The organism is Thermostichus sp. MS-CIW-40 (genome assembly GCF_054058315.1).
This window is the reverse complement of sequence record NZ_JBSSAC010000010.1, coordinates 61,359-78,011: the sequence shown is the minus strand read 5'-3', so window position 1 is coordinate 78,011 and position 16,653 is coordinate 61,359. Positions and strand designations below refer to the sequence as shown.

Genomic DNA, 16,653 nt, shown 5'->3' with positions numbered 1-16,653 from the left:
TCCGGGCTTGTTTTGTTCTCTGGTAGAGCAGAGCAGGCCCAGGGCTACTGAAAGCCCGCTCCGTACCGCTTAGCGGTCGGAGCCGGGTAGTTTACTCTCCGGTATCGGAAGAAACTTGGCAGTAGGATCCGCCCTGAACTACCTTTGTGGGGCTATCGGCCTTAGGGGAAGAAGCAAGAAGCATGTCTCAGAAAAGCCCATCCTTCTTAGAGAAACTGACTGACCTAACCCGCCAAATTGTTGACCGTGCCCGAGGCATCCCAGAAGCTTCTGAATCTCTCGAGAAGCCAGAAGCCTTTAAGTCTTTCTGGAATTCGGTGTCTCAGATACTACAGAAGGACCTCCTAGAGGCGCAGACAGAGTTGGGCCACTGCAACATCCTGGTCATTGGCAAAAACGGGGTGGGCAAGAGCACCTTGATCAATGCAGTGTTTAGAGATGAGCTAGCCCGTACCGGTGTTGGCAGCCCCGTCACCCGCCACATTCGTCAGTATTCCAAGCCAGGTTGCCCAATCACCATCTACGATACACCTGGCATGGAACTAGACGGTGAACAGAATCAGCAAGTTCGCCTGGAGGTTTCCCAGCTTATCGAGGAGCTGCGCTTTAAGGATCCTGAACATCACATCCATGTTGTTTGGTACTGCCTCCACCACGAACTGAAGCGGTTGGAGGAAGTTGAACGCAAATGGCTAAAGGAGTTGGAACTCAAAGACGTTCCCGTCATCTTGGTCTTAACCCAATGCTTGGAATATCCCAATCCTGAAGAGAGCGAGTTTTTCCGGTATTTGCAGCATCAAAATTTGCCTGTCCGCTACATTGTTCCCGTTTTGGCCCGCAACAAGGCGATTAACCGGCAAATTACCATTCCTGCCCACGGGCTGGAGCACCTAATTGGCTGCACGCTAGAGCTTTTGCCGGAAGTGGCTCGCCTTGCCTTTATCCGCCAGCAATTGCTGCGGGTGGATCTCAAAGCCGAGGCTGCCTTTAAGTACGTATCAGGCTATGTGGCCAGTGCAGCGTTTATCGGGGCAGTGCCCCTTCCCTTTGCAGATGCCCCTCTGTTGGTTACAGCCCAAGCAGGCATGATTGCCAATATCAGCTTTATTTTTGGCTTCGAGGCTTCCCCTTCTTTTTACTACTCTTTGATAGCCGCTTTGGCAGGCACTACAATTACAACAGCAATCGGGCGAACGATTGTGTCCAACTTGCTGAAGATGATTCCCGGCCCGGGGATTGTAGGCAGCGCTATCCAATCCACTACGGCAGCCACCCTCACTCTCTCTCTGGGCCTGGCCTATATCGAGCTGATGAAGGCCATCGCCCGCGCCAAAATCCAAGGGATCCAGCTATCTCCAGAAGAGATGAAAGATATCTTTATACGCGAGTACCAAAGTTATGTTGCCTCGGGATCCAAAACTCTGAAAGATGACTTTTCATCCTAGCTTTTGCGTAGGTACTGAATCTAGGGCAGGGGAAGGTCGTGGGGTCTCAAACCCAAAGGTGCCATCGACCAGGTAGAGGGGGCGGCCTTTCACTTCTTCAAAAACGCGGCCTAAATACTCGCCAATCACGCCCAAGCTGATCAGCTGGATCCCGCCCAAAAACAAGATCATCACCGCTAAAGAGGCATAGCCAGGTACATCGGAGCCAAAGAGCAAGGTGCGGATGATGAGAAAAAGGCCATACAAAAAGGCTGGAACCGAGATCGCCAACCCTATGTAGCTCCACACCCGCAACGGCCAAGAGCTAAAAGAGGTGATGCCTTCTATGGCTAGGTTCCACAGCCGCCAGTAGTTCCACTGGGTTTTGCCGCGAAAGCGGGGGGCGCGATCGTAAAAAATGGCCGTTTGCCGGTAGCCCACCCAGGCAAAGATCCCTTTCATAAAGCGGGTGCGCTCTCGCAGCTGTTTAACTGCCTCCACCACCTGCCGATCCAGCAGTCGAAAATCCCCCGTATTGCGCGGGATCCGCACCTGGCTGAGTTGATCAATCAACCAATAGAAGCCGTTGGCTGTAAAGCGTTTTAGCCAGCTCTCCCCGCGGCGGCTGCGACGCACTGCATAAACCACCTGATAGCCTTGCCGCCACTGCTGCAGCATCTCCGGGATCAGCTCCGGCGGATCTTGCAAGTCGGCATCGATGGGAACAACAGCTCGACCAGAGGCGTGATCGAGGCCGGCGGTGAGGGCGATCTCCTTGCCAAAACACCGGGAAAGGTTCACCACTTTGATGCGGGGATCCTGATGGTGAAAGGCGATCAGCTTTTCCAGTGTGTCGTCTTGGCTGCCATCGTTGACACAAATGATCTCGTAGGGGATCCCTAAAGGATCCAAGGTCTGCCGCAGACGCTCAAACAGGTGTTCCAGGTTGTCCGCCTCATTTTTGCAGGGGACAACAACCGATAATTCAACCAACTCAACCGGGGGCTCAGACAACATCGAGAGGTGTCAGAATCGGGATCCCGTAGTTGGCCATCATTGTGCCATCAGGGGGTGGCCGACATCTCCGCCACAATCGAGCGCAGCTCGTCTTCCGAGATGCGGTAGACCTCGTTGCAGAATTGGCAAACCGCTTCTGCCCCCTTGTCGGTGTGGATCATATCGAGCAACTCGTCCCGCCCCAGCATGCGCAGGGCCCCCTTCACTCGGTCGGAATTGCACTTGCAGTAGAAGCGGATGGTGCGCATTTCCGGCGCAATTTTCAGATCCAAGTCGCCCAGGCAGATTTGCAACAGCTCCCGCAAGCCGCCGCCGCAAGCCAACATCGGGCTAAATTCTTCCACTTTGGCCAAACGGGCTTCCATCTCTGGGATCAGACTGGCCGGCGCCCCTGGCATCAGCTGCAACAACACTCCGCCGGCGGCGCGTACCCGCTGTGAGTCGAGATTTACTCCCAGAAGGACTGCCGAGGGAATCTGCTCTGAGGAGGAGAGGTAGTAGGTGATGTCGTCTCCCACCTCTCCCGAAACCAGCTCCACCGCGCTGGTGTAAGGCTGGCCATACCCCAGATCCCGCAGCACATGGAGGTAGCCATAGCGCCCAACGGCTTGGCCCACATCCAACTTGCTCTCGGCAGTGAGAGGAAGCTCAATGGCGGGGTTGCTCACATACCCGCGTACCGTGCCATCCAAGCCGGCATCCACCCAGATGTTGCCCAAGGGGCCATTCCCTTTCAGTTGCAGGTTAATCCGCGCCTGGCGCCGCTTCAGGTTGGCCGCCAGCAACAGGGCTGCGCTCATGGCCCGCCCCAAGGCCACTGTCGCCACATAGGAGAGCTTGTGCCGCTCCCTTGCCTCTTGTACCGCCTGGGTGGCCACCAAGCCCACCACTCGGATTTTGCCTTCTGCCGCCGTGGCCCGGATGAGGTGATCCGGCAGAGATGAGGGCGTACCCTCAGAAATACCTTTCGCTCGCTTCAATCGTTCTGACCCAGAGGCATCCGTCATCGCAACCTCAACGCATGTCTTAAACCAAGCCTGCAGGGATCCCCTGGCGACTCAGCCTTCATTCTAAGTGAGTCTAAGTGAGATTGTAGCCCCTCTCTTGCCGGACTTTGGGGAGGGAACTGCCCTGTCGGGGCGGGAATGGGACTGTCCCTTTTCTGGGAGAGATTTTAAGAAGTGTGAAGATCTGAGATGGCAGACGGCAAGCATATCGGAAAATAGCTTGCGGGTATGCTCGTCATACTCTTTAAAAAATCGACTTGAGGATGGATATCCATGAGTGTTGTTACGAAATCGATTGTGAACGCGGACGCGGAGGCCCGCTACCTCAGCCCGGGGGAACTGGATCGGATCAAGTCCTTTGTCACCTCGGGCGAGAAGCGGTTGCGCATTGCTCAAGTCTTGACCGAGTCTCGTGAGCGCATCGTCAAACAAGCTGCCGACCAACTCTTCCAGAAGCGCCCCGACATTGTTTCTCCGGGGGGCAATGCCTACGGGGAAGAGATGACGGCGACTTGCCTGCGGGATATGGACTACTACCTGCGCCTGATCACTTACGGCATCATTGCCGGCGATGTCACCCCGATTGAAGAGATCGGCCTGGTGGGTGTCCGCGAGATGTACAACTCCCTGGGCACACCCATTCCGGCGGTGGCCGAGAGCATTCGTCAAATGAAGCAGGTGGCCATGGGTCTGCTCTCTCCTGACGATGCGGCTGAAGCCGGCTACTACTTCGACTTTGTGGTGGGGGCAATGAGCTAATCCCTCATTGTTTTTGCCGCACAACCCTTTGCTGTTCGTCGATTTGGATTTAGGAAGCTCATCATGCAAGACGCGATTACCGCTGTGATCAACAGCTACGATGTTCAAGGCAAGTATCTGGACAGCTCGGCCATGGAGAAGTTGAAAGCCTTCTTCGCCACAGGCGAGCTGCGGGTGCGGGCGGCTGCCACCATCGCGGCCAATGCCTCCACCATCGTCAAGGATGCTGCTGCAAAGGCGTTGCTGTACTCTGATCTCACCCGTCCTGGCGGCAACATGTACACCACCCGTCGCTATGCTGCCTGCATCCGCGACATGGACTACTACCTGCGCTACGCCACCTACGCCATGCTGGCCGGGGATCCCTCCATTCTGGACGAGCGGGTGCTGAACGGGCTCAAGGAGACCTACAATTCCCTGGGAGTGCCCATTGGGGCAACCATCCAGGCCATCCAAGCCATGAAAGAGGTAACTGCCGCTCTGGTGGGTGCTGAGGCCGGCAAGGAAATGGGGGTGTACTTCGATTACATCTGCTCTGGCCTGAGCTAACTCCCGGCGTCATTGCCTCAGGGGAGGTGCATTCTTCAACGAGCACGGCGGGCGATTTGCCACAGGGATCTGGTGTGCTAGCTGAAGTACGCGAGCTTTCTGGGGTGAGTCGCCTGTTTTGCTGGTCAAGATAGTCCATTTTGTTGTTGAGCGGGGATCCCATATCATGCGCATGTTCAAGATCACGGCCTGTGTGCCCAGCCAAACCCGAATTCGCACCCAGCGGGAGCTGCAAAATACCTACTTCACCAAGCTGGTGCCCTATGAGAACTGGTTTCGGGAACAGCAGCGCATCCAGAAATCGGGTGGCCGCATCCTGAAGGTGGAGCTGGCCACGGGTAAGCCCGGGATGGACGTAGGACTGCTGTAGTTCCCCTATTCGTTTGTTGCTTTCCCTCGGATACTGAGAAATAGCACTCTGCAGATCCGGTATGCCCAGCTCTGGAAGCTCTGTTCTTGGGGTTGGGGTAGCGGATCTGGCCGTTTTGTAGGGGTGGGGGTAGATGTTGCCTGATGTGCCGACCCGGTTGGAGCCAATCATCGCTGCCCACAACCTGAGCAAGGTTTACCCGGTGGCCGTCAAGGATCCCGGAGTGGTTGGCACCCTGCGCCACTTTTTTCGCCGCACCTATCGCCACATCCCGGCAGTGCAGTCCGTGAGCTTTCAAGTTCAGCCGGGGGAGATGGTGGGATTTTTGGGGCCCAACGGGGCGGGCAAGACCACTACCCTCAAGATGTTGACCGGTTTGATCTATCCGTCCGGCGGCACGGTGCAGGTGGTCGGCCATGTGCCCTACCGCCGGGAGCCGGCGTTTTTGCGGCAGATCACCCTGGTGATGGGGCAGAAGCAGCAGCTCATTTGGGATCTGCCGGCAATGGACTCTTTGCGCATCAACGCTGCCGTTTACGAGATCCCTGAGAAGGAGTTTCGGGAGCGGGTGGGGGAGCTGGCGGAGCTGCTCGACCTAGAAAGCAAGCTGAAGCAACCAGTGCGCAAGCTTTCCTTGGGGGAGCGGATGAAGGCGGAGCTGTTGGCGGCTCTGTTGCACCGCCCGCAGATCTTGTTTTTGGACGAGCCCACCTTGGGGTTGGATGTCAACGCCCAGGCCGGCGTGCGGCAATTTCTGCGGGATTACAACCGCCGCTATGGAGCAACGGTGCTGTTGACCAGCCATTACATGGCCGATATTACTGCGCTGTGCCAACGGGTGCTGGTCATCAACGCGGGGCAGCTCATGTACGATGGCGACCTCGAGGCATTGCTGGAGCGCTTTGCCCCCTACCGAGAGGTGAGGTTGAAATTGGCTCGCCCTTGCCCTGTTGCCCAACTGCAGCTCTATGGAGAGGTGCGCACGGACGGGGATCCGGGCAGCTGTGAGGCGCGGCTGTGGGTGCAGCGGGAGCAGCTCACCCAAACGGTGGCCAAGCTCTTGGCAGAGCTGGATGTGCTGGATCTAACGGTAACCGACCCGCCCATCGAGGAAGTGATCGGGCGGGTGTTTGCGGATGGGATCCCTTCGGCCAGCCCATAGGGTCATTTGCAACAGGGTTAGGTTGAGCGTGGGCTCCCTTCTTCCCCAAGAGGAGAGGGGCTGGGGGTGAGGGTCAGCAGCGAAGGATCCCAGCTTTGTTGGAAACGACTGGGATTCCCTAACCCTTCCCTCAGATCTTCTGGGCAGCAGCCTCGCGCTGGTCAGCCGTCGAGCGTGCCGCGTGCAGCGCAGAGTAGAGCTTGTTGAGGGCATTCATGTAGGCTTGGGCCGAAGCGACGATGATGTCGGTGTTGGCGGCATGGCCGGAAAAGATGCGGTCTTCGTGACGCAGGCGGATGGTGACTTCCCCAATGGCGTCGATGCCGGCAGTAACCGATTGGACAGAAAACTCGATTAACTTGTTGGGGATATTGACAATGCGGTTGATGGCCTTGTACACCGCATCCACCGGGCCTGTGCCCACGGCAGCGTCCACCCGCTCTTCTCCTTCCGGGGTTACCAGGCGCACCGTGGCAGTGGGAGCCTCTCGATTGCCACACACCACTTGGACATGCTCCAGGCGGTAGAGTTCGGGCACCGGGCGAGTTTCGTCGTTAACAATCGCTTCCAGATCCAGGTCGGAGATTTCTTTTTTCTTGTCGGCCAGTTCTTTGAAGCGCAAGAAGGCCTTGTTCAGATCTTGCTCCGACAGCTCGAATCCCAGTTCTTTCAGGCGGGTGCGGAAGGCATTGCGGCCCGAGTGCTTGCCCAACACCAAGGTGCTCGATTGCAGGCCGATGGTCTGGGCGTCCATGATCTCGTAGGTCTGGCGGTTTTTCAGCATGCCGTCCTGGTGGATGCCAGATTCGTGGGCAAAGGCGTTGGAGCCGACGATAGCCTTGTTGGGCTGCACCAACATGCCGGTGAGGTTGGAGACGAGGCGCGAGGTGCGATAGATCTCCTGAGTTTTGATGTGGGTGAGGGGCTTCTCGGAGTCCACCGGCAGGCCGAAGTAGGGGTTGAAGTAGCTGCGCCGCACATGCAGGGCCATCACCAACTCTTCCAGGGCTGTGTTGCCGGCCCGCTCACCAATGCCGTTGACCGTCACTTCCACCTGACGGGCGCCCTGCTTAATCGCTTCCAAGAAGTTGGCCACCGAAACCCCCAGATCGTCGTGGCCATGCACGGAAAGGATCGCTTGCTTAATGTTGGGCACATTTTCGCGGATGCCCTTGATCAGTTGGCCGAACTCCTCCGGCATGACGTAGCCGACGGTATCGGGGATGTTGATGGTTTTGGCCCCCGCCCGAATGGCCGCCTCGATGACCTGGTATAGGAACTCTGGGTCAGAGCGGGTGGCATCCATCATGGAAAACTCCACATCCTCCACGAAGGACTTGGCGTAGGCCACCATCTCTTCGGCAATTTGCAGCACCTCAGCGCGGGTTTTGCGCAACTGATACTTCAGGTGAATGTCGGAGGTGGAGATGAAGGTGTGGATGCGGGGCTTGGCAGCGGGCTTTAGGGCTGCAGCGGCTGCCTCAATGTCCGGCTTGAGGGCGCGGGCCAGGCTGCAAATCACAGGGCCATCGGGCGTTCCCACCTGCTCGGCCACTTTCTGCACGGCCTCAAAGTCACCAGGGCTGGCATAGGCAAACCCCGCTTCGATGATATCGACGCCCAGCCGGGCCAACTGCCGGGCAATGGCCAGCTTTTCTTCGGTGTTGAGGGTGGCGCCGGGGCACTGCTCCCCGTCTCGCAGGGTGGTGTCGAAAATGAGTACATGATCCAAAGCTTGGCCATCAAACCCGGCGACCGCGGCAGCATCCATAACGGTTACTGGGATAACGAAACACTACCTCATTATTCTGACATTAACTGGGACATTAACTGGCAGGGGTTCTAGCCTTGTTTGGGGAAGATTTGGGTGGGCTCTGTTGAGACGTCATTGGGCTTGGGTCTTGCAACCTTTCCCCTGGGATCCCCAGCGGCGGCAGAAAGAGATGGAGAAAGGTGGATCCCGAAGGCGCAGGCGAGCAGTTGTTCATACTCTTTCTCATCCCTGAGAGGGCGTTCCCGGCGGCCTTCTGGAGTGGTCTCGATCCACTTGAAAGAGCCATTGGCGCGGGCGGTGAGGGTGACCCGTCCGGTCGGAGTGGCCAGGGTGCAAAGGCGCAGCCGGGTAAACATCGATTCTGGCGAAGTTTGGTGAAAGTGGCACATGGGCTCGAACTCCTGCAGGGAGCGTGGGATCCGATCCAGAAGAAATAGAGTTTTCCAGGTGCGATCCGGCTGTTCCTGCTGAACGAGCCAATACCGACGAGCGGTGGGATCCCCTGGCCAAGGGGTGAGGCGGTAGCGTCCTTGAGCCTGGGCTTGAATCCCGGGATCCCCCAGCCGCAACGGCTCGCGAAAGGCCTCCCCATACCCCACATCTGCCAGCCAGGCTTCATCGCCGATGTTCACCTGCACAGCCAAGTGGTCGCACTCAGGTCCAAAGCGGACATCGGACTCCGTCGGAGTAGCGCGAACGGCGCGGCTCACCTGTCCTGAGAGTAGGTGTACCGAAAACCCCATCCCCTGCAGGGCAGCGGCCAGCAGGCTGTTCAGCTCAAAGCAAAAGCCGCCCCGCCGCTCTCGGACGATTTTTTGGAACAAGAAATCCCGCTCCAGGCAAATGGCGCGACCCCGATGGATGTCCAGATTTTCAAACGGCACCCGCAGCAGGTGGGCTCGGTGGATCTGGCGGAGGGTTTGCAGGGTGGGCTGGGTGGGGCCAACGTAGCCGATCCGATCCAAGTAGGCCCTGATTTGGGAGGGGGTCAGTGGCTCTAGCATCAGCACAGAAGCCGGTTGGCTGCCAAGCAAGCTTTTGGCCTACCCTAGCCTTGCCCCGGATCCCCGGCCAGAGCCAGAAGAACAGTTCACTGGAATCTGAAAGACGGCATCTTTTCCCCGGAGCCGATTTTTCTGTGGCTGTAGGGATCCCTGATGGCCAGGATATGGGCAGAGGATTCTGGTGGACGGCCAGGCCCAAGCTTGCCCAAGATGGTTTACAAGACCGTCCAAAGCAGGTGGGAGCGCTACCGATGGCTGCTGCCCAAAATTTGCCCTCCGATGAGCTTTTTCCCATCACGCTGAAGCTCTTTGCCATCTATCAAGAAGTAATCGGACAAACCGAGATGCGCCTGCAGGTGAGCCCTGGTACCACCGTCGGGCAGCTGTGCGATCAACTGATCCAGCGCTACCCCAGCTTGGCTCCTTGGCGCTCCCAAACCCGTTTCGGTCTCAACCTCAATTTTGTAGCTGCCGACACCCACCTATCGGCGGAAGACGAAGTCGTCCTGATCCCTCCGGTCAGCGGGGGCTGAAAAGGAGCAAAAGGAGAATGCTACGATAGCGGCAAGAAAAAAAGAAGGCGAAGCGTTACATGGCAGAATACACTCGGTCGATTTCCTTTTATGGGCGGGAAATTGACATCAATATTGGGCTGATGGCCCCTCAGGCAGGGTGTGGGGTTTGGCTGACTTCGGGCGAAACCTCGATTTTGGTTACCGCCACACGGCAGCCAGGCCGGCCTGGCGTTGATTTTATGCCCTTGTTGGTCGATTACGAAGAGCGCCTCTACGCAGCGGGGCGGATCCCAGGGGGATATCTGCGGCGAGAAGGCCGGCCACCGGAACGGGCCACTTTGATCTCTCGCTTAATAGACAGACCCATTCGTCCGTTGTTCCCGGAATGGCTGCGGGATGATGTGCAGGTGGTGGCCACCACCCTCTCTGTAGATGATACGGTGCCGCCCGATGTGTTGTGTATTTTGGGAGCCTCGTTGGCCATTCACGGTGCTCGCATCCCCTTCAACGGCCCGGTGGCGGCGGTGCGGGTGGGCTTGGTCAAGGATGAATTTATCCTCAACCCCACCTATGCCGAAATTGAGGTGGGCGATCTGGATCTGGTGGTGGCCGGCTGTGCCGATGGCGTGATCATGGTGGAAGCCGGGGCCAACCAACTGCCGGAAAAGGATGTGGTGGAGGCCATCGAGTTTGGTTTTGAGGCCATCCAGGAGCTGCTCAAAGCCCAACAGCAAGTCCTGGCGGATCTCAACATCACCCCGGTAGAGCTGCCCCCTCCCCCCAAAAACGAGGAGCTGATTGCTTTTGTGGAAGAGCAGGCTCAGGAGGGCATTCGCTCCATTCTCAGGCAGTTTTTGGACAAGACCAGCCGGGAACAGCAACTGGAGGAGCTCAAGGCCAAGCTGGAGGCCCAAATCCAGGAACGGCCAGAGGGGGATCCCTTGCGGCTCTATCTTCTGGAAAACCCCAAAGAGTTGGACAACCAGTTCAAGGCTCTGCTCAAGAAGCTGATGCGCCAGCAGATCCTGCAAGAGGGGGTGCGGGTGGATGGACGCAAGCTGGACGAGGTGCGACCGGTCTCTTGCCGGGTGGGTTTGATCCCAAGGGTGCACGGCAGTGCCTTGTTCAATCGCGGCCTCACCCAAGTCCTTTCCATCACTACCCTCGGCACCCCCGGCGATGCCCAGGAGCTGGACGACTTGCACCCGGTGGATGAGAAGCGCTACATGCACCACTACAATTTTCCGGGCTTTTCAGTGGGAGAAACGCGGCCTTCACGCTCCCCGGGGCGGCGGGAGATTGGTCATGGGGCGCTGGCGGAGCGGGCCTTGGTGCCGGTGCTGCCCAAGGAAGAGGAGTTTCCCTATGTGGTGAGGGTGGTCTCGGAAGTGCTCTCCTCCAACGGCTCCACCTCGATGGGATCCGTCTGTGGCTCTACCCTTTCCCTGATGGATGCCGGGGTGCCGATCAAAGCGCCGGTCAGCGGGGTGGCGATGGGTCTTATCAAGGAGGGGGACGAGGTGCGCATCCTCACCGACATCCAGGGGATCGAGGACTTTCTGGGCGACATGGACTTCAAGGTGGCCGGTACGCGGGCGGGGATCACTGCTTTGCAAATGGACATGAAAATCACCGGCATCACCGTTGACGTGGTGGAACAGGCCATTCGGCAAGCCAAGGCCGGGCGCGAGTTCATCCTCGACAAGATGCTGGAGACGATTGCTGCGCCTCGACCCCAGTTGGCCAAAACAGCTCCCCGTCTGCTCACGTTCAAGGTGGATCCGGAGGACATCGGCAAGATCATCGGCCCTGGCGGCAAGACGGTGCGCGGCATCACCGAAGCGACGGGGGCCAAGGTGGACATCAGCGACGATGGCACGATCACCGTGTCTTCCTCGGTGGGGGGGCAAGCCGAAGCCGCTCGGGAGATGATCGAAAATCTGGTGCGGCGGGTGGAAGAGGGGCAGGTGTATTTGGGCAAGGTGACCCGCATCATCCCCATCGGCGCTTTTGTGGAGTTTTTGCCCGGCAAAGAAGGCATGATCCACATTTCGCAACTGGCGGAGTACCGCGTCGGCAGGGTGGAAGATGAGGTGGCTGTGGAGGATGAGGTGGTGGTCAAGGTGCGCAGCATCGATCACAAAGGCCGCATCAACCTCACTCGCCTCGGCATTAGCCCTGAGGAAGCAGCGCGGGTGCGCAACCATCACCACTGAGGCTGCGGTTTTCCCCCAGCAACGGGGGGGCCAGGGATCCCCTCGACAGCCGCCGGCAGCGGCCAAAATGGCAGAGAAAACTCCATCGCGACAGCGGTGCGGAGCGCTTTTTAGCTGGCTCGCGTCTGCACTGCCGTTCGTGTGGTCGCGTCAGCGGTGCAAAGCCCTTTGCAATATGCCGGATCCCGTCCCTCCCTTTCTCGTTGGCCAAGGCTATACTTCTCCAGCTCGACTGTCCCCCTCCCGGCGGCGGCTGGGCTGGGCGTTGGCTTGGGGCTTGGGTTGGGCTGCTCTGCTTAACCTTTCTGCTCAGCATCCTTTGTTGGTGCGGATGGAGAGCGACGCCCAGGAGTGGCTGTACGCTTGGCGTGGTCCCCAGCAGCCTTCTCCCGAGGTGGTGATCGTCGGCATTGATGGTCGTATAGGACTCGATCGCGACAGCGGTGCGGAGAACGTTCCCGCTAACGGGAACAGCGGACAGGGGGAAAGCAATGGCCGCACCAGTGGTGCAGAGCACCTTGGCCAACATCAAGTTGACTTCCTTCTGGAACGGGCCAACTACGCCGGCCTGACGTTGCGTCTACTGGAAGAAGCTGAGGCCAGGGTGGTGGTGCTAAACCTGCCCAGCAGCTTTGTGGTACCTCAAAACCTGGGCAACGAGAACTTAGATGCCCCTCTGCGTCAGGTGGTGCAGCGCTACCCAGATCGCTTGGTCCTGGCCACCCGCAGCAGCGAGAGCTTTGGCCGCTCCGAGATTAACATCTACAACCATTTTCTGCCCTTCTCTTCTCTGCGGCTGGAGTACTTGGTGCCGCCAGAACATGTGCAGGGGGTGGTGCAACATCGGGTAGACAGTGCCGGGATCCTGCGCCAGGCCCAGCTGCGGGGGCTCTACCTGCGCCGCGACAGCCAAGAGGAGCAGATGTTCGCCTCGGTCGAGGCTCTGGCTTTTGCCAAATACGACCCGGAGCGGGCCAGCCGCTGGTTTCGCGAGCGGGGGTTGCAGCCGATTCAATTCAACCCCCTCGGCTCCCAGCACGGGATCCCCATCATCCCCATCGAACGGGTTTGCCCTCCAGCTGTTCTCCAGGCAGGATCCGGGTCTGTTGCCCCGATGATCAACCCCAGCCAAGCCTGCCGCGGCCAAGAAGGGATCCCTCCCCTCGATCCCGAAGTTGCCGACCAATTGCGGGACAAAATTGTCCTGGTGGGTTTTGTGGGCGGCTACCCCGAAACCTTCCCAGTGCGGACTGCGGATGGATCCCAGATTGCGGCGGTGGAGCTGCAGGCGCAAATCCTCTCCAGCCTGCTCACCGGAGAGGTCTACCAATCTGTGCCAGAGGGGGTGGCGGCTGCGGTGGTTTTGCTGCTGGGAGTGGGAACGGGACTGCTTTTGGTGCTTTATCGTCCCCCCCTACGTTCGCGTCAGCGGTGCGGAGCACTTTTGAGCCCTTGGGGCTGGAAGCAACAGCAGTTTCTCCTGCGACCTGTGGTGGGGCTTGCCGTTTACGAAGGGTGGGCTGTGGCCCAGTTTCTACTGGGGCGTTGGGTTTGGCCTCTCGTCTTGCCGGCCCTGGCCAGTGGGCTAACGGGGGTGAGCCTGCTGCTCACTTTGGTCATTGTGGAGAATCAAGAACGGCTCTTGGCCCAGCAACAGGAACTGGAGCGTCTGCGTCGGGCCGAACAGGAGGCAGCTATCGACCAAGCCCGCAAGTTGCTCTACCGAGTAGCCACCGACATTCACGATCGCGAGCTGCAGGAGCTGAAGGTGGTGATGGACAACTTGGAGAGCTTGCAATGGCAGCAGCATCAGGGAAAAGCTCCCGATCCCACCGTCTACGATCACCTGCTCGAGCAACTGGAGAGGATCGGACGCGGGATCCGGAATCAGCTCAACGATGTGCGCACTCTAGCTGCCAAGCTGCGCATCTCCCCCAGCTTACGAGAAGGGCTGCATCGAGGCATCGAGATCTATCTGGATGAACTGATCCAATCGGGCAGCCTAACGCTATCTGTAGAGCGGCAACTGCAACCGCTGCAGGAGCCCAACACCGGCGAGTGGTTTGATCAGCGAGAAGACATCTTGCGCTTTTTGCGGGAGGCCATCGGCAATGTCATCGCCCATGTACAACCCCCCAAAGGCAATGCTTCCTTTGTCAAGGTGTCGCTGGCCCAAACGGAGCGCCACTGCTGCCTTTCCGTGGTCAACGATGGTATCGAGTACGCTCCCGGCCTCAGCGGCGGCTACGGCAGCAAGGCCATGAACACCATCGCCCGCTATCTACCCAAGGGATCTTGGCACCGCACCCGCACCCCGGAAGGCCATACCCATGTCGAGCTGCACTGGGAGATGCCGCTCTGAAAGACCTACACAGCACTGAACAGAACAGATTTTTGCTCAGCGCTGTTGCTTTCTTCCTGCTTCAGCAACCCTTGACTAGCGGTAGGTTTTAGACCTACCACCCCGCCAGAGGAGTCTCCACAGGCGTTAGCTTGTCGGGGTGTGGGGTTAGCTAAGCCCCGCACTGTACCCGTAGCGTCAGTGTCGGGATACAGATACCCCCACATGGTGTATGGTGAGAGTAGTTGCACAAAACGGCTTTTGCCGGAATCTGGTGCAGCTACGCGGTGGGACATCCCGTGTCTGCTCGCAGAGGGTTCTTGCGTAGGCTCCCCAATGAAGCGAGAAGCCCACACTGTACCCGTAGGGTCAGTGATGGGAGTATGTCACTTCCCCCAGAGCTTGGGGTACATTTCAAACGGTAGCTGGGGTCTAGAAACATAAACCTAACCACCCGCTCCCTGCACACTCGCACAACTGCCTAGCGTTTGCACATCAGGTTGTAGAGAATTGTGCAGCAAAGTGAGGACTCCGTCCCACTATCGCGAACAGTCAATCGGCGATTAGAGACAGCCCTCTTCCTAGGAAGCGTTCTTTGGCTTATCGGCCCAGGGATTGCAGCCAGCCGAGCAGGGTGGTACCGGACAGAGCTTCAAACAGGATCAGGGCAACAAAGCCGATCATCGCCAAACGCCCGTTCAAGCGCTCTGCATAGTCGGTGAAGCCCACGCGGGGGGTGCTGTCCACATACATTTCCGGCTCGATGGCGTAGTTGTTCAGCCGACCACCTTCTTCGACGACAACGGAGCGATATCGGGTCATAGGGTTCTCCTCGTGCTTTCTTTCCCAGCGTAGCTCGCTTTGCGTAGGATTGTAAAGTTTTATTTACAACGTTAATGCCCAACGCTCCGAGCTGCCGGGCAGAGTTCAACCAGGCCAGGAACAGCCTGTAAGCAGGGTTGTGGCTCTTGTCCCAGTACTGGGGAGCTGATAATAGCAAGGGGACTGGAGGACAACCATGTCGGTGCTGGAACAGTTAAATATGCTGCTGGATGGCCAGCCGGTGGCCAGCTTGGCGGTGCTGGAGCAGGGATCCCCGGCGGTGTCGTTGGTGCCTTTTGTGGTGCAGCGGGATCCCTTGCGCTTTGCCATTGTCATCAGCGATCTTTCTGGCCACACCCAGGCTTTGCGGGCGGATCCCCGGGCCGCACTACTCATCCACGAGCCGCCTACGCCAGGGGATCCCCGCAGTAACCACGCCCTGCCGCGGGTGATGGTGAGCGGAGAAGCCCAGTTTCTCAGCCGCGAGGAGGCGCAGGCGCAGGGGTTTGAGGCCCTTTATCGCGCCAAGTACGAGATTGCCGAGATGATCCTAAGTTTGGCGGATTTTCACTTCTGTCAGATCGTCCCCAAAACTGGTAGCTTCATCCAGGGGTTTGGCCAGGCATTCCGGCTGAGGGGCCCCAACCTGGATCAACTGGAGCACCTTGGTCGGGCGTAGATTATGAGAATTCCAAGGGCAGCCCGCGCCATCCTTGAGCCCAGGGAAGCTCTTGCTGCGCCGCTTCCTAGCTCCCCTCTTCTGGGGGGAGAGAATGGAGTCCTTTCTCAGGTTTTCGGGTGGGATCCCGGATCCAGTCCAACAGCAGCGGGTTGACCAGCTCGGGGGCTTCATCCTGGGGGCAATGGCCGACCCCCGGCAATGGGATGAACCCCACCACGCAAGGAAACTCTGCCAGGGCCCGCCCCAGAGCAATGGGTTCCCAGGGATCCGCTTCCCCCCACAAGATCAAGACGGGACAGGTGAGCTGAGGCAAGAGATCTTCAGCCAAAGGCCCCTGAGAATAGCGCACAAAGGCCAAAAAGACCTCTGCCGCCCCCGGCTCCAAAGCGGGTTTGAGCAAAAGCTGGATCAGTTCCTCGGTAACCGCTTCTTTGCGTCCGTAGGCTTGTAGAAGGATATTGCGAATGGCCCTAGCCTGGGCCACTTGAGCGAAGAAGAAATGACCAAAGGGGGGCCACCCCAGCAGGGATTGCAGCAAAGGGGTGAACCGGCGGCGCAGCCAGGAGATCTGCTTTCGTTTCCGCTCGTGCAACAGCCGCAGCGAGGGATCCAACATCGCTACCCCTAAAACCTGGGCTGGATCCAGAACCGCCGCCTGCAAAGCCACGATGCCCCCAATCGAGTTGCCCACCAGGTAGGCCGGCTGGCCCATCACCTCCCGCACAAAATCGGCCACCAGGGATCCCCAGGTCTCGAAGGTGTAGGGCAAAGGGGATCCCGGCAGAGGCTTGGCGGATCCCCCAAACCCCAACAAATCAATCGCATACACCTGACAGTGCTGCCCCAGCTCCGGCAAATTTTTCCGCCAATGGTCGCTGCTGGCCCCGAAGCCATGGATCAGCAACACGGCTGGGCCTGTGGATCCCGACTGTTGGTAGCGAATGGGCTGGTCACGCCAGAGCCAGCGATGCTCTGTGTTCGCGTTGGCGCTGCATGGCAACATGGGGGTGC

The 16,653-nt window shown here is 58.6% G+C and carries 15 protein-coding genes; 9 read left to right on the top strand and 6 right to left on the bottom strand.

Annotated elements, in window-relative coordinates; translation table 11 throughout:
• The first annotated feature begins 362 nt into the window (after positions 1-362).
• Positions 363-1,445, top strand: coding sequence for a YcjF family protein (locus tag ACVWXF_RS05210; protein ID WP_457473830.1), 1,083 nt, complete (start codon positions 363-365; stop codon positions 1,443-1,445).
• Here the strand turns inward: ACVWXF_RS05210 and ACVWXF_RS05205 are convergent.
• The gene (locus ACVWXF_RS05205) at positions 1,437-2,441 is read right to left on the bottom strand and encodes a glycosyltransferase family 2 protein (RefSeq protein WP_414343206.1); all 1,005 of its coding nucleotides are present in this window, start codon (positions 2,439-2,441) and stop codon (positions 1,437-1,439) included. The two genes, ACVWXF_RS05210 and ACVWXF_RS05205, sit on opposite strands and share 9 nt — an antisense overlap.
• Positions 2,442-2,488: 47 nt before the next feature.
• Positions 2,489-3,379 carry an Hsp33 family molecular chaperone HslO gene (gene hslO / locus ACVWXF_RS05200; RefSeq protein ID WP_414406715.1) on the bottom strand — a complete coding sequence of 297 codons (891 nt, stop codon included), beginning with the start codon at positions 3,377-3,379 and terminating at the stop codon, positions 2,489-2,491.
• 342 nt (positions 3,380-3,721) lie between these two features.
• Between hslO and ACVWXF_RS05195 the strand changes: the two genes are divergently transcribed.
• From ACVWXF_RS05195 to ACVWXF_RS05180, 4 genes are all read left to right on the top strand, one after another.
• Entirely contained in the window at positions 3,722-4,207 is a 486-nt protein-coding gene (locus tag ACVWXF_RS05195; protein ID WP_011433053.1) for a globin family protein, read from the top strand.
• 63 nt (positions 4,208-4,270) lie between these two features.
• A complete protein-coding gene (gene apcB, locus ACVWXF_RS05190) occupies positions 4,271-4,756 on the top strand; it encodes an allophycocyanin subunit beta (RefSeq protein WP_011433054.1) in 486 nt (161 codons plus the stop codon).
• Positions 4,757-4,922: 166 nt separating this feature from the next.
• Positions 4,923-5,126 carry a phycobilisome linker polypeptide gene (locus tag ACVWXF_RS05185; RefSeq protein WP_011433055.1) on the top strand — a complete coding sequence of 68 codons (204 nt, stop codon included), beginning with the start codon at positions 4,923-4,925 and terminating at the stop codon, positions 5,124-5,126.
• Positions 5,127-5,259: 133 nt separating this feature from the next.
• Entirely contained in the window at positions 5,260-6,288 is a 1,029-nt protein-coding gene (locus ACVWXF_RS05180) for an ABC transporter ATP-binding protein (RefSeq protein ID WP_011433056.1), read from the top strand.
• Between the two features lie 130 nt (positions 6,289-6,418).
• Here the strand turns inward: ACVWXF_RS05180 and ACVWXF_RS05175 are convergent, their stop codons facing one another.
• Positions 6,419-8,059, bottom strand: coding sequence for a 2-isopropylmalate synthase (locus ACVWXF_RS05175; protein ID WP_414349687.1), 1,641 nt, complete (start codon positions 8,057-8,059; stop codon positions 6,419-6,421).
• 71 nt (positions 8,060-8,130) lie between these two features.
• On the bottom strand, positions 8,131-9,066 hold the full coding sequence (locus ACVWXF_RS05170; protein WP_457473829.1) for an arylamine N-acetyltransferase family protein: 936 nt from the start codon (positions 9,064-9,066) through the stop codon (positions 8,131-8,133).
• 251 nt (positions 9,067-9,317) lie between these two features.
• Between ACVWXF_RS05170 and ACVWXF_RS05165 the strand changes: the two genes are divergently transcribed.
• The 3 genes from ACVWXF_RS05165 to ACVWXF_RS05155 all read left to right on the top strand — a co-directional run bounded on the left by ACVWXF_RS05165 (position 9,318) and on the right by ACVWXF_RS05155 (position 14,159).
• Positions 9,318-9,599 (top strand): MoaD/ThiS family protein, encoded by a 282-nt coding sequence (locus ACVWXF_RS05165; RefSeq protein WP_457473828.1) that lies wholly within the window; start codon positions 9,318-9,320, stop codon positions 9,597-9,599.
• A gap of 59 nt (positions 9,600-9,658) precedes the next feature.
• Complete coding sequence (locus tag ACVWXF_RS05160) at positions 9,659-11,797, top strand: polyribonucleotide nucleotidyltransferase (RefSeq protein ID WP_457473827.1); 2,139 nt, start codon at positions 9,659-9,661, stop codon at positions 11,795-11,797.
• 175 nt (positions 11,798-11,972) lie between these two features.
• Entirely contained in the window at positions 11,973-14,159 is a 2,187-nt protein-coding gene (locus ACVWXF_RS05155; protein WP_457473826.1) for a CHASE2 domain-containing protein, read from the top strand.
• Between the two features lie 579 nt (positions 14,160-14,738).
• On the opposite strand, the gene ACVWXF_RS05150 is transcribed toward ACVWXF_RS05155, so the two are convergent.
• Positions 14,739-14,960 carry a high light inducible protein gene (locus ACVWXF_RS05150; protein WP_414328818.1) on the bottom strand — a complete coding sequence of 74 codons (222 nt, stop codon included), beginning with the start codon at positions 14,958-14,960 and terminating at the stop codon, positions 14,739-14,741.
• A gap of 196 nt (positions 14,961-15,156) precedes the next feature.
• Here ACVWXF_RS05150 and ACVWXF_RS05145 point away from each other — a divergent pair, with 196 nt between their 5' ends.
• The gene (locus tag ACVWXF_RS05145; protein WP_457473825.1) at positions 15,157-15,639 is read left to right on the top strand and encodes a pyridoxamine 5'-phosphate oxidase family protein; all 483 of its coding nucleotides are present in this window, start codon (positions 15,157-15,159) and stop codon (positions 15,637-15,639) included.
• Positions 15,640-15,706: 67 nt separating this feature from the next.
• Here the strand turns inward: ACVWXF_RS05145 and ACVWXF_RS05140 are convergent, their stop codons facing one another.
• The gene (locus ACVWXF_RS05140) at positions 15,707-16,645 is read right to left on the bottom strand and encodes an alpha/beta fold hydrolase (RefSeq protein ID WP_457473824.1); all 939 of its coding nucleotides are present in this window, start codon (positions 16,643-16,645) and stop codon (positions 15,707-15,709) included.
• Positions 16,646-16,653: the final 8 nt, after the last annotated feature.